The organism is Pseudomonas moorei, from assembly GCF_008801475.1.
Lineage (GTDB): Bacteria > Pseudomonadota > Gammaproteobacteria > Pseudomonadales > Pseudomonadaceae > Aquipseudomonas > Aquipseudomonas moorei.
This window is the reverse complement of record NZ_VZPP01000004.1, coordinates 326,817-353,533: the sequence shown is the minus strand read 5'-3', so window position 1 is coordinate 353,533 and position 26,717 is coordinate 326,817. Positions and strand designations below refer to the sequence as shown.

Below are 26,717 nucleotides of genomic sequence, written 5' to 3'. Positions count from 1 at the left end.
GGAGCAACGTCAACAATGGTAAATTCGGCAGGTTTTCAGAGCCGGTTTAACGCGTACGCAACCGTGCGAGCGCGTGCCATGCTGGCTTTTTCACATTATTCAAACTTCTGAAAACCGGTCACTGAAAGCCCTAACTGACCGGCAATTCTACGAAACACATCACATTTTGCAAAGCAAGGTGATGGATCATGCGGTTGTCTAATGCAAAAATCTATCGTTAAGTTCTTGATTCTAAATGGGAATTGAGCAATGCAAATTTCAAGTTTGGGTCCAGCCATCCGGCGCTACCGCAAGGTCGCGGGGCTTACTCAGGCTGAACTTGGCGAAAGAACCGGTTTTGACCCCAAAACCATCAGCCGCTTCGAAACCGGCACCTATACCCCCAGCGTGGATGTCCTGTTCCAGTTAGCCGACGTGCTGGGCGTGAAGCTGAAAGCCTTTTTCGCAGATTTGGGCGATGAAGACGAACAGCGGGCGTATTTGTTCGAAGTCATTCATAAAGCCACCCCAAAGGACCTGGGAAAGCTGATTGCAGCGGTTGACCAGGCCTTGTCCAAGCCTTAGTGGCAGAAAAATAAAAAAGGAGGCCGACTTGTCTGGTACGACAGGTCGGCCTCCTTTTTATTTATGCCTGATCTGTCAATCACGAACGATGACAAGCCGCAATGGACAAAATCCATGGCAGCGCAATAAAGAGGGTATTCGAATAGATAACGCGAGAGAGGGCTCGCGGTGCGTTATGGAGGCAACCCCACCAGCCACACCCCGGCACACAATGTCACCGCTGCGGCTGCTCCCTTCCAGGCCTGACCGGGTTCACGGCTGATCGTTGCGGGGGGACCGATGGGGTCACCATAACGACGCTCACCTGACGGCGAGCCGCGCCATTGTACCTATCTGCGGCGAAGTTACAACCGTTGGTTTCGGATAAAAAATATCAGTCCGGTCAAGGACATGCGCCAACGATAAAAATCAGCCCGTGCAAGAGCGAGCTTGCTTGCGATAGACGTTGACGGTGACGTGTGTTGCCTGGAGGTAAGCGTCGCGTTCACGTTCTACGCGAGCGAGCTCGCTCCTACAGGTCCTGCAGCACCTCGTCTGCCCTGCCGCCCTCGCGCTGGATGACCAGGTGAATGAAATGCAGCTTGGTGATCACCGCCGGCGGCAATACAAAAGGGTAAAAATCCGGCTGCCCCATGCTGCGCGACAGTTCATTGAGCATGCCGGCCAGCTCGATCCAGGCATTGACGAAGGACAGGAACGCCTCGGCACCGGGATGCTGCGGATCATAGAGGGTGCTTGAAGGGAACGGCTGGTAGTCGAAATCCATTTCCCGGGCACTCATGCCAAACCCCAGCGCGGTATCCACCGCGTCCATCATGTGCAGGTAGTGAGCCCAGGTTTCCGCCCAGTCTTCCCAGGGATGCATGGTGGCGTAGGCGCTGACGTAAAACTGCTGCCAGTCGAGTGGCGCACCTTGCTGATAATGCTGCTCCAGGGCCTCGGCATAGCTGGCGCGCTCGTCACCGAACAGGCCGCGAAAGGCTTCGAGCCAATCGCGGCCGGCGATCAACCGGTCCCAGTAGTAATGCCCGACTTCGTGACGAAAATGCCCGAGCAGGGTGCGATAGGGCTCGTGCATTTGCACGCGTACCCGTTCGCGATGGGCGTCGTCGGCCTCATTGATATCCAGCGTGATCAAGCCGTTGGCATGGCCCGTGGTCGGTGGCTTGCCCTCGAGGTTCACGCCGATAAAGTCAAAGGCCAGGCCGGTGTCCTCGTCGACAGTTTTCGGGATGACCTGCAATCCGAGGCTGACCAACTGCGCGATCAGGCGCCGCTTGGCAGTTTCGACTTTGCACCAGCGTTCATGGTTTTCGGCCAATGACAGATCAGGGATGGTGCGATTGAGGCTACAGGCCATGCACAAGGCATCGCGATCATTGGCGGGCAGCAGCCAGTTACAGGCCGCCGGGGAGTCGAGATTGGCACACCGACGGAACACGCCGGCGGCAGGGGCGGCGTCGAGCAACCAGGTGTCAGTTTGCGCGCCTGGTTGCAATGAAGAGACACGACTGAGCCGAGGGTGATAACCCAACGCCGCCGAACAGGCCAGGCACTGGCTGTTGCGAAAGAACAATGACTGCCCGCAACGACACGGCCAGACCTTGCTATTGCGTGAGCTTTCGCCGATGACAGGCGCAGCGATGCGCGAGCTGAGCTGGTCGAAGTAGCGGTACATGACGATCTCTCCCTGGGGCTTGCCAAGACTAGATCATGATTGGCCGTCGATCGTTCCCGTGACTTTCAAAGGGACTGATACCGATTTCGCTGGCAAGCCCGCGCCTGCAAGAATTGCGTCGTCCTTGCAGGAGCCGGCTTGCCGGCGAATGGCGTCAGACTGAAATACCGTGCCTGCTCAGGAACCCGACAAACGCTTCTTCATCCAGCACTTTCAGCCCCAGCTCATTGGCCTTGGTCAATTTCGACCCGGCGCCCGGCCCCGCGACCACGCAATGGGTCTTGGCCGACACCGAGCCCGCCACTTTGGCGCCAAGGCTTTCGAGCTTGTCCTTGGCCACATCGCGGCTCATCAGCTCCAGCGAGCCCGTCAGCACCCAGGTCTGACCGGCCAGCGGCAAGCCTTCGACGACCTTCTTCTCGCTGTGCCAATGCATGCCGAAGTCGGCCAGTTGTTTTTCGGCAGCCTCGGCCAATTGGCGATGTTCCTCGATCGCAAAAAATTCGCGGACCGAGCTGGCCTGTTTCTCCGGCAACGCCTGACGCATATCCAGCCAGTCGGCACTCATGACCGCTTGCAGCGTACCAAACTTGTCGGCGAGCTTTTGTGCTCCGCCCGGCCCGACCGAAGGAATGTTCAGCTTGTCGAGAAAGCCGCCCAATGTCGTGCTGGCGGCAAATTCGGCGCCCAGTTCGCCCTGATCCTGTATCTGCAATCCATGCTTGAGCAGATTGGCGATCACTTGCCGGTTATGCTCGTCTTCAAAGAAGCTGTGAATCTCGTGGGCGACTTCCAGCCCGACATCCGGCAAGTACGTCAGCACTTGCGGCAGCGCTTGCTGCACCCGCTCCAGCGAACCCAGGGAGCGCGCCAGCACCTTGGCTGTCTCCTCGCCGACATCGGGAATCCCCAGGGCATAAATGAACCGTGCCAGACCCGGCTTCTTGCTGTCTTCGATGGCGCCAAGCAGGTTCCTGCTCGACAGCTCGGCAAAGCCTTCCAGATCCACGATCTGCTCGAACGTCAGGGCGTACAGATCGGCCGGCGAACTCACCAGACCTTCATCCACCAGTTGCTCGACACTCTTCTCGCCCAGGCCTTCGATGTCCATCGCACGACGCGAAACGAAGTGAATGATCGCCTGCTTCAGTTGCGCGCCACAGGCCAGTCGACCGACACAGCGATACACCGCGCCTTCGCTGACGGTCTCGCGGCCCTTGCTGCGCTTGATCAGTTGCGTGCGCTCGACATGGGAGCCGCACACCGGGCATTGCTGGGGAATATGAACCGGCCGCGCATCGTCCGGACGACGCTCAAGCACGACTTGAACCACTTGCGGAATCACGTCGCCAGCACGGCGGATGATCACGGTGTCGCCGATCATCAGCCCCAGGCGAGCGACTTCGTCCATGTTGTGCAACGTCGCGTTGGCCACGGTAACACCCGCCACCTTGACCGGCCTCAGGCGGGCCACGGGTGTGACGGCGCCGGTGCGTCCGACCTGGAATTCGACGTCGAGCAGCTCGGTCAACTCTTCCATGGCCGGAAATTTATGGGCGATGGCCCAACGCGGTTCGCGAGCGCGGAAACCCAGTTCGCGCTGGGAGGCAATGCTGTTGACCTTGAACACCACGCCGTCGATTTCGTAAGGCAGTGCGTTGCGCCGCTCACCGATGTCACGGTAGTAATCCAGACATGCGTCGATGCCGTTCGCCAGCTTGAGCTCATGACTGATCGGCATGCCCCAGGCCTTGAGCTGCTGCAGGTTACCGATGTGCGTATCGGCGATATCGGCGGACACCTGGCCGATGCCGTAGCAGCAGAATTCCAGCGGGCGGTTGGCGGTGATCTTCGAATCCAGCTGACGCAGGCTACCCGCCGCCGCGTTACGCGGGTTGGCGAAGGTCTTGCCACCCACTTCCAGTTGCGTGGCGTTGAGCCGCTCGAAACCAGCCTTGGACATGAACACTTCGCCGCGCACTTCCAGCGTGGCCGGCCAGCCGGTGCCGTGCAGCTTGAGGGGAATGTTGCGCACGGTGCGCACATTGACGCTGATGTCTTCGCCGGTGGTGCCGTCGCCGCGCGTTGCGCCACGTACCAGTACGCCGTCCTGATACAGCAAACTGACCGCCAGACCATCAAGCTTCGGCTCGCAACTGTACTCGACCGCCGCGCCGCCACCGAACAGATCACCGGCCGGCAGATCCAGCCCTTCGGTCACCCGGCGGTCGAATTCACGCATGTCGGTTTCTTCGAAGGCGTTGCCGAGGCTGAGCATCGGCACTTCGTGGCGCACCTGAGTGAACGCCGACAGCGCCGCGCTGCCCACTCGCTGAGTTGGCGAGTCACTGGTGATCAGTTCCGGGTTGGCGGCTTCGAGCGCCTTGAGCTCGTTGAACAACCGATCGTATTCGGCGTCCGGAATGCTCGGCTCGTCCAGCACATGATAGCGATAGTTGTGCTGATCCAGCTCGGCGCGCAGCTCTAGAATGCGGTTTTTGGCGGCAGTCATGGTGTTCTCTCATAAAGCAAAAGAGCAGCCGAGGCTGCTCAATATTCTTAATCACACTCGCTCAAGGCAATGGAGATTGTGGCGAGGGAGCTTGCTCCCGCTGGGCCGCGAAGCGGCCCCAAGGCCATCCACCTCATTGTGCCAGGTACGACGAGTTTGCAGATTTACGACGGCTACGCCGCCGAGCGGGAGCAAGCTCCCTCGCCACAACAGCGATCCTAGCGTTTCTGGGTCAGGGCGCGACGTTCGAACTCGACGATACGCTGACGGTAGTGCTCGATGGTCTGGGCCGTCAGCACGCTGCGCTGGTCATCCTTGAGCTCGCCGTTCAGCTCCTGGGACAATTTGCGTGCCGCCGCCACCATCACGTCGAAGGCTTGCTTCGGATGGCGCGGGCCTGGCAGACCCAGGAAGAAGCTCACCGCCGGCGTGCTGAAGTGATCGATGTCGTCCAGATCAAAGACACCCGGCTTCACCGCGTTGGCCATGGAGAACAGGACTTCACCGTTGCCCGCCATGCTTTCGTGACGGTGGAAGATGTCCATTTCGCCAAAACGCAGGCCGCTTTCCAGAATGTTCTGCAACAGGGCCGGGCCCTTGAAGCCGGCTGCGTCACGGCAGATCACACTGATGACCAGCACTTCTTCGGCTTGTGGATGATCCTTGTCGCTGACCGCAGGGGCTGCCTTGGCGTCTTCGACGAAATCGTCGTCGCGACTGCTGAAGCTCGGGCCGCCATCCAGGTCCAGGCTGAGGTTCATGTCACCTTGCGAAGGTTCGCCATGACCACGCTTGCCGCGCTTGGAACCCGATTCACGCGGTTCGCGGGCCGGCATGCTCACCGACGGCAGATCCTGCTCGTCCAGTTGCGGTTCCTTGTGGGTGTCCAGCACTCGAGGCGGGCCCAACAGCTCGGCGCTGGTGTCCTCGTCCGGCAGGTTGGACAGGCTTCGGTCAAGACGGAATTTCAGTTTTCCCTTGCCGCCGCGCATACGGCGCCAGCCATCGAAAAGAATACCGGCAATGACAATAATGCCGATGACGATCAGCCACTCGCGCAGACCGATTTCCATGTAATCCCGTGCCTCTATAAAAAATGCTGAAAAATAAGGGGTTTACAACCTGTAAACCGCTTTAAAACGTGGCGCCAACTCTATGTTCTGACAGGCGTTTTGCCCACGTATACGAAAAATTGACATTAAACTAGCACGACCAAAGGTAACTTTACACCGCTTGTCACGCTGGCTTCAGCGATTATGTCGATTGGCCAGCAAGTCCAGGCCAGTAAAACGTCTTGTCTACCCTGATACACGCCGTCATCAGGCGTCCACCATCGCCATCGCCTCCTCGACATCCACCGCTACCAGTCGCGAACAACCAGGCTCATGCATCGTCACCCCCATCAATTGCTCGGCCATTTCCATGGCGATCTTGTTGTGGGTGATATAGATGAACTGCACGGTCTGCGACATTTCTTTGACCAATCGTGCGTAGCGTCCAACGTTAGCGTCATCCAGTGGTGCGTCAACTTCGTCGAGCATGCAGAACGGCGCCGGATTCAACTTGAAGATCGCAAAAACCAGGGCCAATGCGGTCAGGGCTTTTTCGCCACCGGAGAGCAAATGGATGGTGCTGTTCTTCTTTCCTGGCGGCTGCGCCATGATCGTCACCCCTGTATCGAGTAGATCTTCGCCCGTCAGTTCCAAATACGCGCGGCCTCCACCGAAAACTTTTGGGAAAAGTGCCTGTAAACCGCCATTGATCTGATCAAAGGTATCCTTGAAGCGGTTACGGGTCTCCTTGTCGATCTTGCGAATCACGTTCTCCAGGGTGTCGAGCGCTTCAACCAGATCATCGTTCTGCGCATCCAGGTAACGTTTACGCTCGGATTGTTGCTGGTATTCGTCGATGGCCGCGAGGTTGATGGCACCCAGGCGCTGAATCCGCGCCGCGATGCGTTCCAGTTCTTCCTCGGCGTCTTTCTCGTTGGCTTCAGGTGTCAGCGTGGCGAGTACGCCGTGCAGGTCGTAACCGTCTTCCAGCAACTGGTCCTGCAATGCCTTGCGCCGCACGGTCAGGGCTTGCCATTCCATGCGCTGGGTTTCTAGCTGGCTGCGAATCAGCTGGGATTGTTGCTCGGCCTGGGTACGGCGCTTCTCGGCCTCGCGCAGCTCGCGGTCGGCATCCTCGAGAGCGATCTGCGCGATCTTGAGTTCTTCATCGACGGTCATGCGCTTGTCGAGCAGTTCTTCAAGCTTCAGGCGCAGCTCCTCAAGCGGCGCCTCGCCCTCCTCCAGATTGAGGCTCAACTGCTCGCGCTTTTCGGTCAGGCGCTCGGACTGCATCTCCAGACGTTCCAGTGCCTGGCGCGTCGAATCGTGCTGGGCCTTGAGCGATCCGAGGCGTACCGCCAATTGATGAGCGTGATCCTTGTGCTGCCGCGCTTCCTGCCGCACCCGGTCAAGACGCTCACGCAAGCTGTCGCGCTGGGCCAGCAGCAACTCACGCTGCTCAGTGTCCAGCGCCATGGCGTCGAGGGCTTCCTGCAACTGGATGCGCGCTTCACCGATGTTTTCGTGCTCCTGGGCCCGTTGCTCGCCCAACTCCTCGATTTCTTCATCAAGACGCGTGCGGCGCAAGGTCAACTGCTCGGCCTTGGCTTTTCCGGCCGACAACTGGGCTTTCAATTCGCCTTGTTGACGAGCCTCGTCCTGCAGCAATCGACGCAAGTGTTCGCGTCCGTTTTCCTGCTGACGCTGCTGCGCCCGCAGGTTTTGCAATTCGGTTTCCAGGGTTTCGACCGCGGCTTCGCGTTCTTCGCGCTCAAGGCCCAGCTTCTGGATTTCCTGCCCTCGGGCCAGCATGCCGCTTTCCGCTTCGCTGGCGCGGCGCACCCGCAAAAAGTGCCGACCGACCCAGTACCCGTCGCGGCTGATCAGACTCTGGCCGACCGCCAACTGACCACGCAAGGCCAATGCCTGTTCGAGGCTGTCCACCGGTTTGACCTGCCCCAGCCACGGCGACAGATCGATCTGCGCCTCGACCTTGTCGAGCAAACTGCCGGGCACGCGCACGCCATCGGTCGCGGGACTGAGCAAACGCAGATCGCCCTGGGCAAACCCGGACAGATCGAAATCGTTGAAATCATCCACCAGCACGGCTTGCAGGTCGGCACCGAGCACGGTTTCCACCGCCAGCTCCCAACCCGCTTCAACCTTCAGCCCTTCGGCCAGACGCGGGCGATCGGCCAGGTTCTGCTCACGCAACCATTCGGTGGTGCCGGTTCCCGGATCGAGGGCGGCTTGCTGCAAGGCTTCCAGGGAGGCCAGTCGACCGTTGAGGCGCTGCAAATCGCCCTGGGCCTGCTGCTGCGCCGTCAGCGCTTGCTGCAATTGCTGACGCAACTGCTCTAGCTTTTCGACCTGAGCTTCTTCGCTGGTCTGCAAATCCTCAAGGGTCGCCTCGGATTCAGCGAGTTGCTCGCTGAGTTCCATGATCGCCGCGTCTTCCGGGTCCGCCGACAACAAGGCGCGCTCTTCGCCAAGACGCTTTTGGCGATCAGCCAGACGCTCAAGGCTGGTTTCCAGTTGCTGGATTCGCGACTGCTGAACTTCGGCCTGACGTCGCGGTTCGGCGGCAGTCAGGTTGAAGGTGTCCCACTGCTCCTGCCAGCCGTGCATGGTGGTTTCGGACTCTTCCAGCGCGGCGGCGGCTTCTTCGGCGGCAGCGCTGGTGACTTCCTGCTCGGGGGTGAGCATGTCCAGCTCTTCGCCGAGGGTCAGCAGCAAGGTGCGGTCGTGGCCCAGGTGAGACTCGGTTTCCAGACGCGCGCGCTCGGCTTCCTTCAAATCATCCTGCAACTGGCGCAAGCGCTGTTGACCATGCTGGATGCTCTGCTCGACCCGGGCGATGTCGCCACCGACCGAATAGAAGCGCCCCTGCACCAGGTTGAAGCGCTCGGAAAGATCATGGTGCCCGTCGCGCAGACGCTCGATGCTGGCATCGGCGTTACGCTGCTCGGCCACCAGCGCCTCGAAACTGATCTCCTGGGTGCCGATGACCGCTTCGCGCAGGCCGACCTGAGCGTTCAGATCCTGCCAACGCAGGGCCGACAGCTGGGCCTTGAGCTGCCGCTCTTCGCCTTTGAGCTCCTGATACTTCTTGGCGGCCTCGGCCTGACGGTGCAAGCGTTCGAGCTGGCGTTCGAGCTCTTCGCGCAGGTCGGTCAGGCGCTCCAGGTTTTCGTGGGTGCGGCGGATGCGGTTTTCAGTCTCGCGCCGACGCTCCTTGTACTTGGAGATGCCCGCCGCTTCCTCAATGAAGTTACGCAGGTCTTCGGGCTTGGATTCGATCAGCTTGGAGATCATCCCCTGCTCGATGATCGAGTAGCTGCGCGGGCCGAGGCCGGTGCCGAGGAAAATATCGGTGATGTCACGGCGCCGGCATTTGGTGCCGTTGAGGTAGTAGGTGGTCTGGCTGTCGCGGGTGACTTTGCGCCGAATGGAAATTTCCGCGTAAGCAGCGTATTCACCGAGCAGCGTGCCGTCGGAGTTATCGAACACCAGTTCGATGCTCGCCTGGCTCACGGGCTTGCGGCTGGTGGAGCCGTTGAAGATGACGTCGGTCATCGACTCGCCGCGCAGGTTCTTGGCCGAGCTCTCGCCCATGACCCAACGCACGGCGTCGATGATGTTCGACTTGCCGCAACCATTGGGCCCGACCACCGCCGCCATGTTACTGGGGAAGTTCACCGTGGTCGGATCGACGAAGGATTTGAACCCCGCCAGCTTGATGCACTTGAGCCGCACGCTTAAGCGTCCGTCAGGGCAGAGACCACCAGATCGCAACTGCGCTGGGCGTAAGCCGTCAGCACCAGGCGAATCTGCGCAAAGTCACGGGCGATCACGGCGGCAAGCAAGCGTTCGAACAGCTCCAGAAACTCGCTCATCGACGCTTTGCGCTGGTCCAGGGCGAGAAAATACGCCCGACTCATGGCCGGCTGCAGGTTCTCGACGGTTTCCTGCAGGTACGGGTTGTTGGCAAACGGATACGCAGCGCGCATCACGCTGAAACTGTCATCGACGAAGCTGCGAATGTCCTGGCACTGGAAATCGCTGCTCAGGCGCTGCTGGATCTGCACGAATGGCGCCAGGTCGGCCTGGACTTGCCAGCCATTGGCCACGGCATTGCCCAGCAGGATGTACATCTCGCTCATCAGCGTGCACAGGCTCTGCACCTTGTGCGCGGTGAGTTCGGTGACATGGGCGCCACGTCGCGGCAGGATCGCGATCAAGTGCCGGCGTTCAAGGATCAGCAGGGCCTCGCGAACCGAGCCGCGACTGACGTTGAGCGCCAGCGTGACCTTCTGCTCCTGGATGCGCTCTCCGGGCTTCATTTCGCCGCGAATGATGCGTTCGGCGAGGTGGTGAGCGATTTGCTCGGCGAGGCTGTCCGGCGCCTTGAACGTCATGGTTGTCCCTTCAAACTCTTCGATCTGTACAGGCGGCGCAGTGTAGCGCAATTGATACGACATGGCGCAGGGCCCGCCCGGTGGTTTTTGGCACGATTCGCGCAAAAAAGCAGGCTATCCCGCAAGGGTCAATAATGAAGAAACCGGTTGTCGATCGACAAAATGCAATTTCCTGACCTTTAAGTCAGAAAATCATTGACCGAAAAGTCAGACCTGCTAAATTCGGATCAAGTCGGTTAACAACAATAATGAGTCTGCGAGGCCTTCCGTGATCCAGTTTTTACTAAACCAGGAACTCCGTAGCGAGCACGCCCTGGACCCGAACCTGACCGTGCTCAACTATCTGCGCGACCATGTGGGCAAACCCGGCACCAAAGAAGGCTGCGCCAGCGGTGACTGCGGCGCCTGCACCGTGGTGGTCGGCGAATTGCAAACGGATGACGAGGGTCGCGAACACATCCGTTATCGCAGCCTCAACTCGTGCCTGACCTTCGTGTCGTCCCTGCACGGCAAGCAATTGATCAGCGTCGAAGACCTCAAGCACAAAGGCGAGCTGCACAGCGTGCAGAAAGCCATGGTCGAGTGCCACGGCTCACAGTGCGGCTTTTGTACGCCCGGCTTCGTCATGTCGCTGTTCGCCCTGCAAAAGAACAGCGACGAACCCGACACCCATAAAGCCCACGAAGCCCTGGCCGGCAACCTCTGCCGCTGCACCGGCTATCGCCCGATCCTGGAAGCGGCCCAACAGTCCTGCTGCGCTAAACAGCCCGACCAGTTCGACGCCCGTGAAGCCGAAACCATTGCCCGCCTCAAAGCCATTGCCCCGACCGATATCGGCGAACTCAACAGTGGCGACAAACGTTGCCTGGTGCCGCTGACCGTGGCTGACCTGGCTGACCTCTACGACGCTTATCCACAGGCCCGCCTGCTAGCCGGCGGCACGGACCTGGCGCTGGAAGTCACCCAGTTCCACCGCACGCTGCCGGTGATGATTTACGTCGGTAACGTCGCCGAAATGAAACGCATCGAGCGCTTCGAGGATCGCCTGGAAATCGGCGCCGCCACAGCCCTTTCCGACTGCTACGACGCCTTGAAAGCCGAGTACCCGGACTTCGGCGAATTGCTGCAACGTTTTGCCTCCTTGCAGATCCGCAACCAGGGCACCCTGGGCGGCAACATCGGCAACGCCTCGCCCATCGGTGACTCGCCACCCCTGCTGATCGCCCTCGGCGCGCAAATCGTCCTGTGCAAGGGCGAAACCCGCCGCACCCTGGCGCTGGAGGATTACTTCATCGATTACCGCGTCACTGCCCGTCAGGAAAGCGAGTTCATCGAGAAGATCATCGTGCCGCGCGCCAGCGCCGAAAAACTGTTCCGCGCCTACAAAGTCTCCAAGCGCCTGGACGATGACATTTCGGCAGTGTGTGCCGCCTTCAACATTCGTCTGGAAAATGGTGTGGTCGCCGACGCCCGCGTGGCCTTCGGCGGCATGGCAGCCATTCCGAAACGTGCCGCCGCCTGTGAAGCCGCGTTGCTTGGCGCGCCTTTCAATAGCGCCACGGTCGAACGTGCCTGCGCGGCCCTGGCCGAAGATTTCACACCGCTCTCGGACTTCCGCGCCAGCAAGGAATATCGCCTGCTCAGCGCGCAGAACCTGCTGCGCAAATACTTCATCGAACTGCAAACACCGCACATCGAGACTCGGGTGACCGCTTATGTCTAATCATCACGCCGTAGAGAAGACCCAGGCCGAACTGGCTGAACTGTTCGCCAAGGACCTGACCACCGGTGTCGGCCGCAGCGTCAAGCATGACAGCGCCGCCAAGCACGTGTCCGGTGAAGCGCAGTACATCGACGATCGCCTGGAATTTCCGAACCAGTTGCACGTGTACGCCCGTCTGTCGGACCGTGCCCACGCCCGGATCATCAGCATCGACACCGCGCCGTGCTACGCCTTTGAAGGCGTGCGCATTGCCATCACCCACGAAGACGTGCCGGGCCTGAAAGACATTGGCCCACTGTTGCCGGGCGACCCGCTGCTGGCAATCGATACGGTGCAGTTCGTCGGTCAACCGGTGGTCGCGGTTGCCGCGAAAGACCTGGAAACCGCGCGCAAGGCGGCGATGGCCGCGATCATTGAATACGAAGATCTGGAGCCGGTGCTGGATGTGGTCGAAGCCCTGCGCAAGCGTCACTTCGTACTCGACAGCCACACTCATCAACGCGGTGATTCAGCCACTGCGCTGGCCACCGCCGAACATCGAATCCAGGGCACGCTGCACATCGGCGGCCAGGAGCATTTCTATCTGGAAACCCAGATCTCTTCGGTGATGCCGACCGAAGACGGCGGCATGATCGTCTACTGCTCGACCCAGAACCCCACCGAAGTGCAGAAACTGGTGGCCGAAGTGCTGGATGTGTCGATGAATAAAATCGTCGTCGACATGCGCCGCATGGGTGGCGGTTTCGGTGGCAAGGAAACCCAGGCGGCGAGCCCGGCGTGCCTGTGCGCGGTGATCGCGCACCTGACCGGACAGCCCACCAAGATGCGCCTGCCGCGCGTCGAAGACATGCTGATGACCGGCAAGCGTCACCCCTTCTATGTCGAGTACGACGTCGGCTTCGACAGCACCGGCCGCCTGCACGGCATCGCCCTGGAACTGGCCGGCAACTGTGGCTGCTCACCGGACCTGTCGGCCTCGATCGTCGACCGGGCGATGTTTCACTCCGACAACTCGTATTACCTGGGCGACGCGACCATCAACGGTCACCGCTGCAAGACCAACACCGCGTCGAACACCGCCTACCGTGGTTTTGGCGGTCCACAAGGCATGGTCGCCATCGAAGAAGTGATGGACGCCATCGCCCGTCATCTGGCCCTCGACCCACTGGCCGTGCGCAAGGCCAACTACTACGGCAAGACCGAGCGCAACGTCACCCACTACTACCAGACCGTCGAGCACAACATGCTCGAGGAAATGACCGCCGAACTGGAAGAAAGCAGCCAGTACGCCGAGCGCCGCGAAGCGATCCGCCGCTACAACGCCAACAGCCCGATCCTGAAAAAAGGCCTGGCGCTGACCCCGGTGAAATTCGGCATTTCCTTCACTGCCAGCTTCCTCAACCAGGCCGGCGCGCTGGTGCATGTCTACACCGACGGCAGCATTCACCTGAACCACGGCGGCACCGAAATGGGCCAGGGCCTGAACACCAAAGTCGCGCAGGTCGTGGCCGAAGTGTTCCAGGTGGAAATGGACCGCGTGCAGATCACCGCGACCAACACCGATAAAGTGCCGAACACCTCGCCGACCGCCGCCTCCAGTGGCGCCGACCTGAACGGCAAGGCGGCGCAGAACGCCGCCGAAACCATCAAGCAGCGCCTGGTGGAATTCGCCGCGCGGCAATACAAGGTCAGCGAAGAAGACGTGGAATTCCACAACGGCCACGTGCGGGTTCGCGATCACATCCTGACCTTCGAAGCCCTGATCCAGCAGGCGTATTTCGCCCAGGTGTCGCTGTCGAGCACCGGGTTCTACAAGACCCCGAAAATCTACTACGACCGCAGCCAGGCCCGTGGTCGTCCGTTCTACTACTTCGCCTTCGGCGCGGCGTGCTGCGAAGTGCTGGTCGACACCCTGACCGGCGAATACAAGATGCTGCGCACCGACATCCTGCACGACGTCGGCGCCTCGCTGAACCCGGCGATCGACATCGGCCAGGTCGAGGGCGGTTTCATCCAGGGCATGGGCTGGCTGACCATGGAAGAGCTGGTCTGGAACAACAAAGGCAAGCTGATGACCAACGGCCCGGCCAGCTACAAGATCCCGGCCGTGGCGGACATGCCGCTGGACCTGCGGGTGAAGCTGGTGGAAAACCGCAAGAACCCGGAAGACACGGTGTTCCACTCCAAGGCCGTGGGCGAACCGCCCTTCATGCTCGGTATCGCCGCGTGGTGTGCAATCAAGGACGCCGTGGCAAGCCTGGGCGACTACAAGCATCAACCGAAAATCGACGCACCGGCGACCCCGGAGCGCGTGTTGTGGGGCTGTGAGCAGATGCGCCAGTTGAAGGTGGCGAAGGCTGTCGAGGCTGAAACCGAGTTGGCTCCGCTCTAAGCCCGAGGCGCTGCCATCACTGGCAAGCCAGCTCCCACAGACAGGCGCTGAATCGCGCTTATGCGATCGACGCAAACCCTGTGGGAGCTGGCTTGCCAGCGAAGAGGCCCGAACAGACAACGAAGATGTCGAGGTGAACATGTACAACTGGATCGACGCCCTCGCCGACCTGAAAAACCGCGGTGAACCCTGCGTGTTGGTGACCATCATCGAAGAGCTCGGCTCGACGCCGCGCAATGCCGGTTCGAAGATGGTCATCAGTGCCAGCCAGACGTTTGACACCATCGGTGGCGGGCACCTGGAATACAAGGCCATGCAGATCGCCCGCGAGATGCTCGCCAGCGGCAAGCAGGACACCCATCTGGAGCGCTTCAGCCTCGGCGCGAGCCTGGGCCAGTGCTGCGGTGGCGCCACCGTATTGCTGTTCGAACCGATGGGCCAGGTCCAGGCGCAGATCGCCGTGTTCGGCGCCGGCCATGTCGGCCGCGCACTGGTGCCGCTGCTGGCCAGCCTGCCCTGCCGGGTGCGCTGGATCGACTCGCGGGATGCGGAGTTCCCCGAGCAGATCCCCCACGGCGTGCGCAAGATTGTCAGCGAAGAACCGGTGGACGAAATCGACGACCTGCCCGCCGGCAGCTACTGCATCGTCATGACCCACAACCATCAGCTCGACCTGGAACTCACCGCCGCGATCCTCAAACGCAATGACTTTGCTTACTTCGGCCTGATCGGCTCGAAGACCAAGCGCGTGAAGTTCGAACATCGCCTGCGCGACCGCGGATTCGACAGCAGCGTCGTGCAACGCATGCGCTGCCCGATGGGCATCGGCGAAGTCAAAGGCAAGTTGCCTGTGGAAATCGCCATCTCCATCGCCGGCGAAATTATCGCCACCTATAACGCCAATTTCGGCCAACAGACTGCCAACGCCGAACCGATTGCCAAACTGCTGCCCGTGTCGCGCCGCAGTCAGGCCACAAAACTGAAAGCCTCAAACTGATGAGCTTCATAAATAGAGAATGACCATGCCTTTGACTCGCAAAGCCTACCGCGCCGCCATTCTGCACAGTATTGCCGACCCCGCCGAAGTCGGGATCGAAGCCTCCTACGAGTATTTCGAGGACGGCCTGCTGGTGGTGGATAACGGCCAGATCAGCGCCCTTGGCCACGCCAGCGACTTGCTGCCGACCCTGCCGGCGGACATCGAGATCACCCATTACCAGGATGCCCTGATCACCCCGGGCTTCATCGATACCCATATCCACCTGCCGCAAACCGGCATGGTCGGCGCCTATGGCGAGCAACTGCTGGACTGGCTCAACACCTACACCTTCCCGTGCGAGAGCCAATTCGCGAACAAGGCCCACGCCGATGAGGTCGCGGACATCTTCATCAAGGAACTGCTGCGCAACGGCACCACCACCGCACTGGTGTTCGGCAGCGTGCACCCGCAGTCGGTGAACTCGTTCTTCGAAGCCGCCGAACAGCTGGACCTGCGGATGATTGCCGGCAAGGTGATGATGGACCGCAATGCCCCGGATTACCTGACCGACACCGCCGAGTCCAGCTACGTCGAAAGCAAGGCGCTGATCGAGCGCTGGCACGGCAAGGGCCGCCTGCACTACGCGGTGACCCCGCGCTTCGCGCCGACCAGCACCCCGGAACAACTGACCCTCGCTGGCCAGTTGCTGACCGAATACCCCGATCTGTACATGCAGACCCACATCAGCGAGAACCTCAAGGAAATCGAGTGGGTCAAGGAACTGTTCCCGGAGCGCAAGGGCTACCTGGACGTCTACGATCACTACCAGTTGCTGGGCGAGCGCTCGGTGTTTGCCCACGGCGTGCACCTGTGCGATGACGAGTGCGCGCGCCTGGCAGAAACCGGCTCGGCCATCTCGTTCTGTCCGACCTCGAACTTCTTCCTCGGCAGCGGCCTGTTCAATCTGCCGATGGCCGAGAAGCACAAGCTCAATGTCGGCATCGGTACCGATGTCGGTGGCGGCACCAGTTTCTCGCTGCTGCAAACCCTTAACGAAGCGTACAAGGTCATGCAACTGCAAGGTGCGCGCCTGAGCCCGTTCAAATCGCTGTACCTGGCGACCCTCGGCGGCGCCCGCGCCCTGCGCCTGGAAGACAAGATCGGCACCCTGCAGCCGGGCACGGACGCCGACTTCCTGGTGCTGGACTACAACGCCACGCCACTGCTGGGCTATCGCCTGAAGCAGGCCAATAACATCGCCGAGACGCTGTTTGTGTTGATGACCCTGGGGGATGACCGGACCGTGCTGCAGACGTATGCGGCGGGGAATCTGGTGCATCAGCGCTAGGTTTCACAGGCATAAAAAAATCCCCCGTGATCGTCAGATACCGGGGGATTTTTTGTGTCCTTGAGACCGCCTCGGTATTTCAGAGCTTTGCGGTGGAACGCCCAGGCTTCTTGGTCTGCAACAAATGTGAAAACACCGCATGCAAATCATCTGACGCGCTTTCTTCGTCGAGGTTGAGTTTGCTGTCGATGTGATCCATGTGATGCATCATCAGGTCCACTGCCAGTTCACCGTTGCGCGCCTCGATGGCGTCGATCAACTGGGTGTGTTCGTCGTAGGAACAGTGGGAACGGTTGCCGCTTTCGTACTGGGCGATGATCAGCGAAGTCTGGGACACCAGGCTGCGCTGGAAGCTGATCAACGGGGCGTTTTTCGCCGCTTCAGCCAGTTTCAGGTGGAATTCGCCCGACAGACGGATGCCCGCACCGCGATCGCCGCGGGAGAAGCTGTCGCGCTCGTCGTTGACCATCTGGCGCAACTCGGCAATCTGTTCGGCGGTAGCGTGTTGCACCGCCAGTTCGGTGATGGCGCGCTCTACCAGACGCCGTGCCATGAACACCTGGCGGGCCTCTTCGACACTCGGGCTGGCCACCACCGCGCCGCGATTCGGACGCAGCAGTACCACGCCTTCATGAGCCAGGCGCGACAGCGCACGACGAATGATGGTGCGGCTGACCCCGAAAATTTCCCCCAGCGCTTCTTCACTCAGCTTGGTGCCGGGCGCCAGGCGCTGTTCGAGGATCGCCTCGAAGATATGCGCATAGACAATATCGTCCTGGGTACCGCTGCGGCCGGCTTTGCCTGCTCGCGGTTGTTTCTTGAGGGGCTGCAACTGTTCGTTCATGGGCACTCGAGTCGGGAGAACTGCGGCGAATTGACCGTGACTGTAATACGGCACAGTGGGTCGCTGGCAAGTATCGCGTAAAAAACACTGCAATTGTACACAATGAATGGTGGCAACACGACTGTATGGCTGTTTGTCGCTTCCGCTGTATCGCAACGATTGGATACGTTTGAGTTTAGGCTTAATCGCAGAATCCGCCTTTGCACAGAATCCCTGTGGGAGCGAGCCTGCTCGCGAAAGCTGTCGCACATCCAACATGGATGCTGACGGACACACCGTTTTCGCGAGCAAGCCCGCTCCCACAATGGAGTTGTGGTGTGGCGGACATCTTTATCAGAACAAGGAATACCACCGTCATGAGCGATGCCACGCACACGCAACTGCGCCCATGGGCCGATACATCGCCTTCAGCCATCGTCGCCGGCTTCATCGCCATGATGACCGGCTACACCAGCTCCCTGGTGCTGATGTTCCAGGCCGGGCAAGCGGCGGGCCTGAGCAGCGGGCAGATTTCGTCGTGGATCTGGGCGATCTCCATCGGCATGGCGGTGTGCTCCATCGGCCTGTCGCTGCGCTATCGCACGCCGATCACCATTGCCTGGTCGACCCCTGGCGCCGCCCTGCTGATCACCAGCCTTGGCGGCGTGAGCTACGGCGAGGCCATTGGTGCCTACATTACCTGCGCCGTGCTGGTGACGATCTGCGGGCTGACCGGCAGCTTCGAACGCCTGATGAAAAAAATCCCGGCATCGTTGGCGGCTGCATTACTGGCGGGGATCCTGTTCAAGATCGGCAGTGAAATTTTCGTCGCCGCCCAGCATCGCACCGCGCTGGTGCTGGGCATGTTCTTCACCTACCTGGTGGTTAAACGCCTGTCCCCCCGCTATGCGGTACTGGGCGCGTTGCTGATCGGTACGGCGTTGTCGGGACTGATGGGGCTGCTGGACTTCAGTGGATTCCACCTGGAAGCGGCGACACCGGTCTGGACCACCCCGCACTTCTCCCTGGCCGCGACCATCAGCATTGGCATTCCACTGTTCGTCGTGGCAATGACCTCGCAGAACATGCCCGGCATCGCCGTACTGCGCGCCGACGGTTACACGGTGCCGGCCTCACCGCTGATCACCACCACCGGCATCGCCTCGCTGCTGCTGGCGCCGTTCGGCTCCCACGGGATCAACCTCGCCGCCATCAGCGCTGCCATCTGCACCGGGCCGCACGCCCATGAAGACCGCAACAAGCGCTACACGGCGGCTGTCTGGTGCGGGATTTTCTACGGGATCGCCGGGGTGTTCGGTGCGACGCTGGCGGCCCTGTTTGCCGCACTGCCCAAGGAACTGGTGCTGTCGATAGCCGCGCTGGCGCTGTTCGGCTCGATCATCAACGGCTTGAGCATTGCCATGAGCGAGGTGAAGGAACGTGAAGCGGCGCTGATCACCTTCATGGTCACGGCATCGGGGCTGACGCTGTTTTCCATTGGTTCGGCGTTTTGGGGGATTGTCGCGGGGGTGGTGACGCTGCTGATTCTGAACTGGCGCAAAGCCTTGTAGGAGCGAGCCTGCTCGCGATGGTCGTCAACGATAACGCTTGACACATGACGCCCCGCAGCGCTTTCAGGTTCATCGCGACGCTTACAAAAAAACGGCGACCCATGGGTCGCCGCTTTTCAGAACATCAAGCTACCGGATTGATCGGCTTTTCCGGGTACCACACGTCGATCAGCGGGCTGACAGTTGCTTCGGTCAGTTCGCTGCGGCCCTTGAGCCAGGCTTCAACAGCGGCGCGCTGAGCTTCAGTCACCGAACCACGCTTCTGCAGGCAAACCAGACCGAAGTCGTCGCCGCCCACATAGCCCAGACCGTTGGCTTCCATGGCTTCTTTCAGGAACGCGTCGAGGAAAGCATCAATGGCTTCATCAGCCAAATCTTCTTTGAAATCCAGGTTCAGCTCGAAACCCAGCTCTTGAAATTCATCGACGCACAGTTTTTTGCGCAGACGCTGGGAACGGTTAGTCGCCATTGGAACAATCCTCTTAAGTAATAACGGGCGGCACTTTAGCAGTTTAAGCCGCCGATTGCCCGCCTCTGAACGGCGCCAGGCCTGCCATTGGTAAAAAATAGCGGATTAGAGGGCCAAGGCACGGCACAAGCCACAACACCTTGGGGCATAATGCCGACACTTTCATGACCACTGAGGGAATTTGTTTTCATGCCCTCGTCTTTTCCCCCTCGGCTGTAGGGTTTTATTTCACATGATCAAATCGTTGCGTCCATTGCTCCTGGCCGGTCTTCTCCTTCCCCTGGCCCTCCCCGTCTACGCTGATCCGATCAACACCGCGTTATCGCCCAACGTTGAGAAAGCCCTCAAGGCCAGCAAATTGCAGGACAACGCCCTGTCGCTGGTGATGATTCCACTCACCGGCCCCGGCACCCCGACTGTTTTCAACGCTGATGTGTCGGTCAACCCGGCCTCGACCATGAAACTGGTGACCACCTACGCGGCCCTGGAAATGCTCGGCCCGAACCATCAGTGGAAAACCGAGTTCTACACCGATGGCACCCTCAGTGGCGGCATCCTCAACGGCAACCTCTACCTCAAGGGTGGCGGCGATCCGAAGCTGAACATGGAGAAACTCTGGCTGCTGATGCGCGACCTGCGGGCCAATGGCGTGACCCAGGTCACCGGCGATCTGGTGCTGGACAAGAGCTTCTTCGTGCAACCGCAACTGCCGGAGTTCAATGACGACGGCAACGACGAAAACAAACCGTTCCTGGTCAAGCCCGATGCGTTGCTGGTCAACCTCAAGGCCCTGCGATTCGTTGCGCGTAACGACTCGGGCAAGGTATTGGTTTCGGTGGAGCCACCGATTGCCACCATCCGCATCGACAATCAGGTCAAGGCCATCAATTCCAAACAATGCACCGGTGGTGTGCGCTACAACCCGGTGCCCCAGGCCGATGGCAGCGTGACCGTGACCGTGGGTGGCCAGTTGGGAGAAGGCTGCAGTTCGCAGACCTACCTGTCGCTGCTCGACCACGCGACCTACACCGCCGGCGCCGTGCGCGCGATCTGGAAGGAACTGGGCGGCAGCATCCAGGGCAAAGATGTCCTGGCGCCAACGCCCAAAGACGCCAAGGTGCTGGCACGGGCGTTCTCGCCGGACCTGGCGGAAATCATCCGCGACATCAACAAATACAGTAACAACACCATGGCTCAACAGCTGTTCCTGAGCCTGGGCCAGAAATTCCGTACCGACGCCGATGCCGACGACGCCAAGGCCGCCCAGCGTGTGGTGCGTCAGTGGCTGGCGAAGAAAGGCATCACCGCACCGCACCTGGTGATGGAAAACGGTTCCGGCCTGTCCCGCTCCGAACGCGTCAGCGCCCGGGAAATGGCCTCGATGCTGCAAGCCGCGTGGCACAGCCCTTACGCCGCCGAATACATCAGCTCGATGCCGATTGCCGGCACTGACGGCACCATGCGCAAACGCCTGAAAACCACGGCAATGCGCGGTGAAGCCCACGTCAAGACCGGTACCCTGAATACCGTGCGCGCAATCGCCGGCTTCAGCCGCGACGTCAACGGCAATACCTGGGCCGTGGTGGCGATCCTCAACGACAAGGCACCGTTTGGCGCCTCGTCGGTGCTTGATCAGGTGCTGCTGGACCTGTATCGCCAGCCAAAACTGGCGCAGACCGCCTCGGCGCTGTAATACGCCGCGAAACCCAGTGCAGGAGCGAGCCTGGTCGCGATGGTGTGTCAGTTGACAACTCTGTAGCTGATGCACCATCGCGAGCGGGCTCGCTCCTACAGGGATTGCGTCGGGTCAGTCCGCCTCGCCCTGCACTCGATCCCTCCCCTCCTGTTTCGCCACATAAACCCCCGAGTCCGCCCGCAGCAACAGCGCATCGGCGCCCTCGCCGGCCCGCCAACTGGCAATCCCGAAACTCGCGGTAACCACCCCCACTTCGTCGATCGGTGCACTGCGCAAGCTTTGCCACAATTCCAGCGCCAGCAGATAAGCCTGTTCACCGCCAATGTCCGGGCAAAGCACCATGAACTCTTCGCCACCCAGACGACAGAACACGTCCGTGCGGCGCAACCGCAGGCCGATGCGCTCGCACACCGCCTTCAACACCCGATCGCCGACGGCATGACCATACTGGTCATTGATGCGCTTGAAGTGGTCGATATCGAGCATGATCACCGAGAGTTCGCCACCACCGCGCTCGACCCGGGCCATTTCGCTGGTCAGGCGTTCCTGGAAATAGCGACGGTTGTGAATGCCAGTCAGGGAATCGGTGACAGACAGCGCGCGCAGCTCTTCTTCCACCCGCTTCAAATCGGAGATGTCCGAGATATAACCATGCCAGAGCACACCGCCGCCGGGCAGCTCCTCGGGGGTCGCCTCGCCGCGCACCCAACGCAGGCCGCGCTGGGGAAGCTGCACGCGGTATTCCTCGCGCCAGTGGCTGAGGGTCTCGGCAGAAGCCCGGATCGAGGCACGGACCCGGGTAGTGTCCTGGGGATGAATTCGCGTGAAGATCGCCTCGGCGTTGAGCAACAGCACGTCCGGATCGAGTTCGTAGATCTCGCGGATACCGTCGCTGGCGTAGATCACGCTGAAGCGACCGTCGAATTCCATCTTGAACTGGTAGATCCCGCCGGGCACATGGGCGCTGAGCTTTTTCAACAATACGTCCCGTGCCGCCAGCGCTTCATGCACGCGTTTGCGCTCGGTGATGTCGATGCAAACCGCCAGGTGTCCGACCCACAACCCCTGCTCGTCCAGCACCGGGGTCGCCAGCATGTTGACCATCAGGTGGCTGCCATCGCCCCGTACGAGCGTCCATTCCTGCGCTTCGTGGCCGCCCTCTACATTGCCTTCCACGCTGCCCTCGACCAGCATCGCGTGGCAGGTTGGCACCGGTTTGCCATAACGTGCGCTCAACTCCGCCGAACGTGCTTCCAGCTCCCGGGGCAGGTGCAGGTTTTCCAGGGTCATGTGCCCCACCACTTCGGCGGCGCGGTAGCCGAGCATCTGTTCGGCGCCAGCATTGAAGGTGCTGATGACCCCACGCAAGTCCGTGGCGATGATCGCTACCTGGGTCGCGGCATTCAGCACACCGCGCAGTTGGCCGTGGGTGCCGCGTAATTCCTGCTCGCGGGCGCGCAGTTCACCGGTGCGCTGCTCAACCAGCTTCAACGCGCGCTGACGCTGACTGACCAGCACATACAGCAAGGCACTGAGCAGCACACTGAGCAAACCGCCGAGTACCACCAGCGTGGTCACTGACGAATGATTGGCCAACAGGAAGGCCTCGCTGGGCTGGATATCGACCTGATAATCATGGTCAGCCAGGCGTAACAGGCGAGTCGTCGACAATTCACTGAGTGCCGGTGCATTGGGCGATTCGAACAGCACTTCATGCTGATCGTCTGTGGATAAATCGAGAATGCGCACCGACAGGTAGTCACGCTCAGCCTCGGGCAATCCGTCGGCCAGCAACTGGCGCATGCTGATCACCGCCATGACATAACCGAAGGGTTTGTTGTTTACCGCATCGGGGTCATCGCGCAACGTGACTGGCGCGACCAGCAGCACGCCCCGCGCATAGGCGGGTTCGATACTGACCAGATGCATGGGTTGCGACACCGCCATGCCGCGATGCTGATCGGCCCTCTCCAGGGTCGCGCGCCGCAAGGGCTGGGCCAGCAAGTCATAGCCAAACGGCGCACCGAGCTTGCTTTGCGTCTGGCTGTACAGCACCACCACGTACTCATCACGCTCGCCGGCCGGTTGCAGTTGACCATCAGCGTTGAGCTCGCGCACGGTGAAATTCGTCAGGCCCTCATCCCGCACTCGACGCTCGAACGCCTCCCGCTGGTCGCCCCTTATCCGCTGGGCGAACGAATAGGCCTGGGTACGGCGCAACAGCGGCTGTGTATAGCCGTTGAATTCTGCACGGGAGACCGCATCGGAATTGGTAAAGAAGCGGCGCAGGCCATCGAGGCGCTGCTCCTGATCCTGGAAACGTTCTTCAATACGGCTGTAACGCTCGCTGGCCAGCAGCTGGAAACGTTGCCGCAGTTGATGCTGAAACACATTCAGCGTCGACCAGGCCAGCAATCCCGTGAGGATCCCGCCGACGAGCAATACCAGAAGCGCGACCAGCCAGGCCGAAACGTCTTCGCTGATAAAACCCAGGATTTTTGGGCGCACGGCGTGCAACGACATAAACGCGACTCAAAACGCCAGGTGCAGGAAAGCCCTTTGGCCCTGAGTGGAGTTATAGCTATTAGCCACTAATTTGACCAGTGCCCCGCAGAAGCGAGCCGGCTTGCGATGGACTCCGATGTACCGCGTGCATTCAATAATGCACGCGTGATCGTTGAGGACCATCGCGAGCACGCCCGCTCCTACGAGTGGATCCGCGTATCAGCGGGCCATGATTTTCCAGGCACGGTGAATCTTGCCATTACGGGCAAAATCCGGATCGATGGTCTGGGCGGTGATTTCCTCGACCGCATAACGCTCGCTGAGGTTGGGTTCGAGCTCGAACTTGCGGAAGTTGTTGGAGAAGTACAGCACCCCGCCTGGCGCCAGACGCGCCATGGCCAGGTCAATCAACTGCACCTGGTCACGTTGCACGTCGAAGATCCCTTCCATGCGCTTGGAGTTGGAGAAGGTCGGCGGGTCGATGAAGATCAGGTCGTACTCTTCACGGGCATTTTCCAGCCAGGCCATCACATCGCCCTGCTCCAGGCGGTTCTTGTCGGAAAAACCGTTCAGCGACAGGTTGCGACGCGCCCAGTCCAGGTAGGTTTTCGACAGGTCAACGCTGGTGGTGCTGCGCGCGCCGCCCTTGGCCGCATGAACGCTGGCCGTCGCGGTGTAGCAGAACAGGTTGAGGAAACGCTTGCCGGCCGCCTCTTTCTGAATGCGCATGCGCATCGGCCGGTGATCGAGGAACAGACCGGTGTCGAGGTAATCGGTGAGGTTCACCAGCAGCTTCACGCCGCCTTCGTTGACCTCGACGAATTTGCCCTGCGCAGCCTGACGCTCGTACTGTTTGGTGCCGCTCTGACGCTCGCGGCGCTTGACCACCACACGGCTCTTGTCGATGTTCAAGGCCTGCGGAATCGCCGCCAGGGCATCGAACATGCGCGCCGAAGCCTTTTCCGGGTCGATGGATTTCGGCGCAGCGTATTCCTGAACGTGGACCCAATCGTGATACAGGTCGATGGCCATGGAGTATTCCGGCATGTCGGCATCGTAGACGCGGTAGCAATCGATGCCCTCACGCTTGACCCACTTGCCCAGCGCCTTGAGATTTTTTTGCAGGCGGTTGGCGAACATCTGCCCGCCTTCGCTCAGGCGCGGCTGCTCGATTACCGGAGCCGGTGCCGGAGCCGGTTTGATCGGATTGCCGTTTTTGTTGTACTTGCGCTCTTGCGGCTCGGTCGGCGCCTGATCATAGATCGCTTGCTCACGCTCGGCCTGACGCTGTTCCGGGGAACGACGCTCGCCGGTGACGAACTGGTCCGGCAGCACCTTGATCAGCAGCAGTTTGCACGGCAAGGCGCCGTTCCAGAACGAATACTGTTTGTGGCTGCGGATGCCCATGCGCTTGCCCAGGTCCGGCGCGCCGGTGAACACGGCCGCTTCCCAGTTCAGGCAGGCCTGACGCAGGCGTTCGCCGAGGTTCTGGTAGAGGTAGAGCAGGCTCGCCTCGTCGCCCAGACGCTCGCCGTACGGCGGGTTGCAGATCACCAGGCCTTTCTGGTTCTGGTCAGGGCGCGGCTCGAAGGTCGCGACTTCGCCCTGGTAGATCTTGATCCACTCGCTCAGGCCGGCACGCTCGACGTTGTTGCGGCCCGGCTGAATCAGACGCGGGTCGGCTTCGTAACCGCGAATCCACAGCGGCGGCTTGGCCAGACCGGCCGCGGCACGCTCGACGGCTTCTTCATGCAGTTTTTTCCAGAGCGCCGGCACGTGACCGAGCCACGCGGTGAAGCCCCACTGCTCGCGGCGCAGGTTCGGCGCCATATCGGCGGCGATCATTGCCGCTTCGACGAGGAATGTACCAACACCGCACATCGGGTCCGCCAGCGCCCCGCCTTCGGCTGCAATGCGTGGCCAGCCGGAACGGATCAGGATGGCGGCCGCGAGGTTTTCCTTCAGCGGCGCCGCGCCCTGCTGCAGGCGGTAACCGCGCTGGTGCAGGCTGTGACCGGACAGGTCGAGGGAGAGGATCGCTTCGCCACGGTCCAGGCGCAGGTGGATGCGCAGGTCCGGGTTGAGCTTGTCGATGGACGGGCGGTCACCTTGCGGGGTGCGCAGTTTGTCGACGATGGCGTCCTTGACCTTCAAGGCGCCGAAGTGGGTGTTGTCGATGCCCGAGCCGTGACCGCTGAACTCGACGGCCAGGGTGCCGTCGTTGAGCATGTGGTCTTGCCACTCGATATCGAGCACGCCGTGATAGAGGTCTTCGGCGTCCTTCATCGGGAAGCGCTTGAGCACCAGTAGCACGCGGTTCGCCAGACGCGACCACAGGCACAGGCGATAAGCGGTTTCCATGGTGGCCATGCCGCGCACGGCAGAGGTGTGCTCCCGTGCTTCCTCAAGGCCAAGCCCGACGGCTTCCTCGATGAGCAGGCCTTCAAGGCCTTTGGGGCAAGTGAGGAAGAGTTCGAAACGATCGGACATGGGAGTTCCAGAGCCTTTAGCTGAGTGAGCCGGCAACGCATTGCCGGCCCGGTTTTCAATCAGGCGCTTTTCTCGAAGAGCGCCCGCGTGGCACGAAGGTGTGCCGTTCCACCCCTGCTGCTCGGGTTAAAAGAGCTTAGATGCAAGGACAGATAAAAAAGTTGATGCAACAAAATGTCATAACTCGACCCTTCGTCGAATAATCCCGCGCTGCAACGCGAGGCATTCTCACCAAAGGATTAACCCCGGCATCCGGCGGGGGGCCGATCATACAGGGCTTTGATCAATAAATACGCGACAAACATCGTGTTACTTATGGCCATAGCATCTTTATGGTTACGTCCTTATGACAAAACGATCATTCCCTCGATGTGACGCATTGGTTAGAACTCAACTCAGGTTGGCGCCGCAATGACGCCAACACCTTGGCTCGCCACGCCGGCAGCGAGCCCCCCAACGGCAGAGTTTTTCTGCCTGACCTCGATTGAGGTCGACGC

General features: G+C 60.7%; 16 protein-coding genes and 1 other RNA gene. 7 read left to right on the top strand and 10 right to left on the bottom strand.

Translation table 11 applies throughout. From position 1 onward, the window contains the following. Window positions 1–249 precede the first annotated feature (249 nt). Window positions 250–564 carry a helix-turn-helix domain-containing protein gene (locus tag F7R06_RS09440; RefSeq protein ID WP_090323930.1) on the top strand — a complete coding sequence of 105 codons (315 nt, stop codon included), beginning with the start codon at window positions 250–252 and terminating at the stop codon, window positions 562–564. A gap of 185 nt (window positions 565–749) precedes the next feature. Here F7R06_RS09440 and ffs read toward each other — a convergent pair. The 6 genes from ffs to F7R06_RS09405 all read right to left on the bottom strand — a co-directional run bounded on the left by ffs (window position 750) and on the right by F7R06_RS09405 (window position 10,224). Further along, window positions 750–846: signal recognition particle sRNA small type (ffs, locus tag F7R06_RS09435), an RNA gene on the bottom strand. A 229-nt stretch (window positions 847–1,075) separates the two neighbouring features. Beyond that, window positions 1,076–2,242: a zinc-binding metallopeptidase family protein gene (locus tag F7R06_RS09430; protein ID WP_090323931.1), complete on the bottom strand. Its 1,167-nt coding sequence runs from the start codon at window positions 2,240–2,242 to the stop codon at window positions 1,076–1,078. A gap of 154 nt (window positions 2,243–2,396) precedes the next feature. Further along, window positions 2,397–4,754 (bottom strand): NAD-dependent DNA ligase LigA, encoded by a 2,358-nt coding sequence (ligA, locus tag F7R06_RS09425; RefSeq protein ID WP_090323933.1) that lies wholly within the window; start codon window positions 4,752–4,754, stop codon window positions 2,397–2,399. 218 nt (window positions 4,755–4,972) lie between these two features. Next, on the bottom strand, window positions 4,973–5,827 hold the full coding sequence (gene zipA / locus F7R06_RS09415) for a cell division protein ZipA (RefSeq protein ID WP_090323935.1): 855 nt from the start codon (window positions 5,825–5,827) through the stop codon (window positions 4,973–4,975). Window positions 5,828–6,073: 246 nt separating this feature from the next. Continuing rightward, window positions 6,074–9,562: a chromosome segregation protein SMC gene (gene smc, locus F7R06_RS09410; protein WP_090323936.1), complete on the bottom strand. Its 3,489-nt coding sequence runs from the start codon at window positions 9,560–9,562 to the stop codon at window positions 6,074–6,076. A gap of 2 nt (window positions 9,563–9,564) precedes the next feature. Continuing rightward, window positions 9,565–10,224 carry a GntR family transcriptional regulator gene (locus F7R06_RS09405; protein ID WP_090327466.1) on the bottom strand — a complete coding sequence of 220 codons (660 nt, stop codon included), beginning with the start codon at window positions 10,222–10,224 and terminating at the stop codon, window positions 9,565–9,567. 268 nt (window positions 10,225–10,492) lie between these two features. Here F7R06_RS09405 and xdhA point away from each other — a divergent pair, with 268 nt between their 5' ends. The 4 genes from xdhA (at window position 10,493) to guaD (ending at window position 16,666) form a co-directional block, all read left to right on the top strand. Then, window positions 10,493–11,947, top strand: a complete 1,455-nt coding sequence (gene xdhA / locus F7R06_RS09400; RefSeq protein WP_090323938.1) for a xanthine dehydrogenase small subunit — start codon at window positions 10,493–10,495, stop codon at window positions 11,945–11,947. Beyond that, entirely contained in the window at window positions 11,940–14,339 is a 2,400-nt protein-coding gene (gene xdhB / locus F7R06_RS09395) for a xanthine dehydrogenase molybdopterin binding subunit (protein WP_090323939.1), read from the top strand. Before xdhA ends, xdhB begins: the two co-directional genes overlap by 8 nt. Window positions 14,340–14,478: 139 nt before the next feature. Continuing rightward, window positions 14,479–15,336 carry a xanthine dehydrogenase accessory protein XdhC gene (gene xdhC, locus F7R06_RS09390; RefSeq protein ID WP_090323940.1) on the top strand — a complete coding sequence of 286 codons (858 nt, stop codon included), beginning with the start codon at window positions 14,479–14,481 and terminating at the stop codon, window positions 15,334–15,336. A gap of 25 nt (window positions 15,337–15,361) precedes the next feature. Beyond that, a complete protein-coding gene (guaD, locus tag F7R06_RS09385) occupies window positions 15,362–16,666 on the top strand; it encodes a guanine deaminase (protein WP_090323942.1) in 1,305 nt (434 codons plus the stop codon). A 79-nt stretch (window positions 16,667–16,745) separates the two neighbouring features. On the opposite strand, the gene F7R06_RS09380 is transcribed toward guaD, so the two are convergent. Further along, window positions 16,746–17,510, bottom strand: a complete 765-nt coding sequence (locus F7R06_RS09380) for a GntR family transcriptional regulator (protein WP_090323944.1) — start codon at window positions 17,508–17,510, stop codon at window positions 16,746–16,748. A gap of 356 nt (window positions 17,511–17,866) precedes the next feature. On the opposite strand from F7R06_RS09380, the gene F7R06_RS09375 reads away from it, so the two are divergent. Continuing rightward, window positions 17,867–19,060, top strand: coding sequence for a benzoate/H(+) symporter BenE family transporter (locus F7R06_RS09375; protein WP_090323945.1), 1,194 nt, complete (start codon window positions 17,867–17,869; stop codon window positions 19,058–19,060). A 124-nt stretch (window positions 19,061–19,184) separates the two neighbouring features. Here the strand turns inward: F7R06_RS09375 and F7R06_RS09370 are convergent, their stop codons facing one another. Next, window positions 19,185–19,529 (bottom strand): YggL family protein, encoded by a 345-nt coding sequence (locus tag F7R06_RS09370; protein ID WP_007941073.1) that lies wholly within the window; start codon window positions 19,527–19,529, stop codon window positions 19,185–19,187. Window positions 19,530–19,761: 232 nt separating this feature from the next. Here F7R06_RS09370 and dacB point away from each other — a divergent pair, with 232 nt between their 5' ends. After that, window positions 19,762–21,222: a D-alanyl-D-alanine carboxypeptidase/D-alanyl-D-alanine endopeptidase gene (dacB, locus tag F7R06_RS09365; RefSeq protein ID WP_090323947.1), complete on the top strand. Its 1,461-nt coding sequence runs from the start codon at window positions 19,762–19,764 to the stop codon at window positions 21,220–21,222. Between the two features lie 114 nt (window positions 21,223–21,336). Here the strand turns inward: dacB and F7R06_RS09360 are convergent, their stop codons facing one another. Beyond that, on the bottom strand, window positions 21,337–23,748 hold the full coding sequence (locus F7R06_RS09360) for a sensor domain-containing diguanylate cyclase (RefSeq protein WP_090323948.1): 2,412 nt from the start codon (window positions 23,746–23,748) through the stop codon (window positions 21,337–21,339). Window positions 23,749–23,949: 201 nt separating this feature from the next. Then, a complete protein-coding gene (gene rlmKL / locus F7R06_RS09355) occupies window positions 23,950–26,220 on the bottom strand; it encodes a bifunctional 23S rRNA (guanine(2069)-N(7))-methyltransferase RlmK/23S rRNA (guanine(2445)-N(2))-methyltransferase RlmL (RefSeq protein ID WP_090323950.1) in 2,271 nt (756 codons plus the stop codon). Window positions 26,221–26,717 lie beyond the last annotated feature (497 nt).

Excerpts from the sequence above, each read along its gene's own strand:
- rlmKL (WP_090323950.1), bottom strand. The coding sequence starts at position 26,220 with ATGTCCGATCGTTTCGAACTCTTCCTCACTTGCCCCAAAGGCCTTGAA.
- xdhB (WP_090323939.1), top strand. The coding sequence starts at position 11,940 with ATGTCTAATCATCACGCCGTAGAGAAGACCCAGGCCGAACTGGCTGAA.
- F7R06_RS09380 (WP_090323944.1), bottom strand. The coding sequence starts at position 17,510 with ATGAACGAACAGTTGCAGCCCCTCAAGAAACAACCGCGAGCAGGCAAA.
- xdhC (WP_090323940.1), top strand. The coding sequence starts at position 14,479 with ATGTACAACTGGATCGACGCCCTCGCCGACCTGAAAAACCGCGGTGAA.
- F7R06_RS09405 (WP_090327466.1), bottom strand. The coding sequence starts at position 10,224 with ATGACGTTCAAGGCGCCGGACAGCCTCGCCGAGCAAATCGCTCACCAC.
- guaD (WP_090323942.1), top strand. The coding sequence starts at position 15,362 with ATGCCTTTGACTCGCAAAGCCTACCGCGCCGCCATTCTGCACAGTATT.
- F7R06_RS09370 (WP_007941073.1), bottom strand. The coding sequence starts at position 19,529 with ATGGCGACTAACCGTTCCCAGCGTCTGCGCAAAAAACTGTGCGTCGAT.
- dacB (WP_090323947.1), top strand. The coding sequence starts at position 19,762 with ATGATCAAATCGTTGCGTCCATTGCTCCTGGCCGGTCTTCTCCTTCCC.
- F7R06_RS09430 (WP_090323931.1), bottom strand. The coding sequence starts at position 2,242 with ATGTACCGCTACTTCGACCAGCTCAGCTCGCGCATCGCTGCGCCTGTC.
- zipA (WP_090323935.1), bottom strand. The coding sequence starts at position 5,827 with ATGGAAATCGGTCTGCGCGAGTGGCTGATCGTCATCGGCATTATTGTC.
- F7R06_RS09440 (WP_090323930.1), top strand. The coding sequence starts at position 250 with ATGCAAATTTCAAGTTTGGGTCCAGCCATCCGGCGCTACCGCAAGGTC.
- F7R06_RS09375 (WP_090323945.1), top strand. The coding sequence starts at position 17,867 with ATGAGCGATGCCACGCACACGCAACTGCGCCCATGGGCCGATACATCG.
- ligA (WP_090323933.1), bottom strand. The coding sequence starts at position 4,754 with ATGACTGCCGCCAAAAACCGCATTCTAGAGCTGCGCGCCGAGCTGGAT.
- F7R06_RS09360 (WP_090323948.1), bottom strand. The coding sequence starts at position 23,748 with ATGTCGTTGCACGCCGTGCGCCCAAAAATCCTGGGTTTTATCAGCGAA.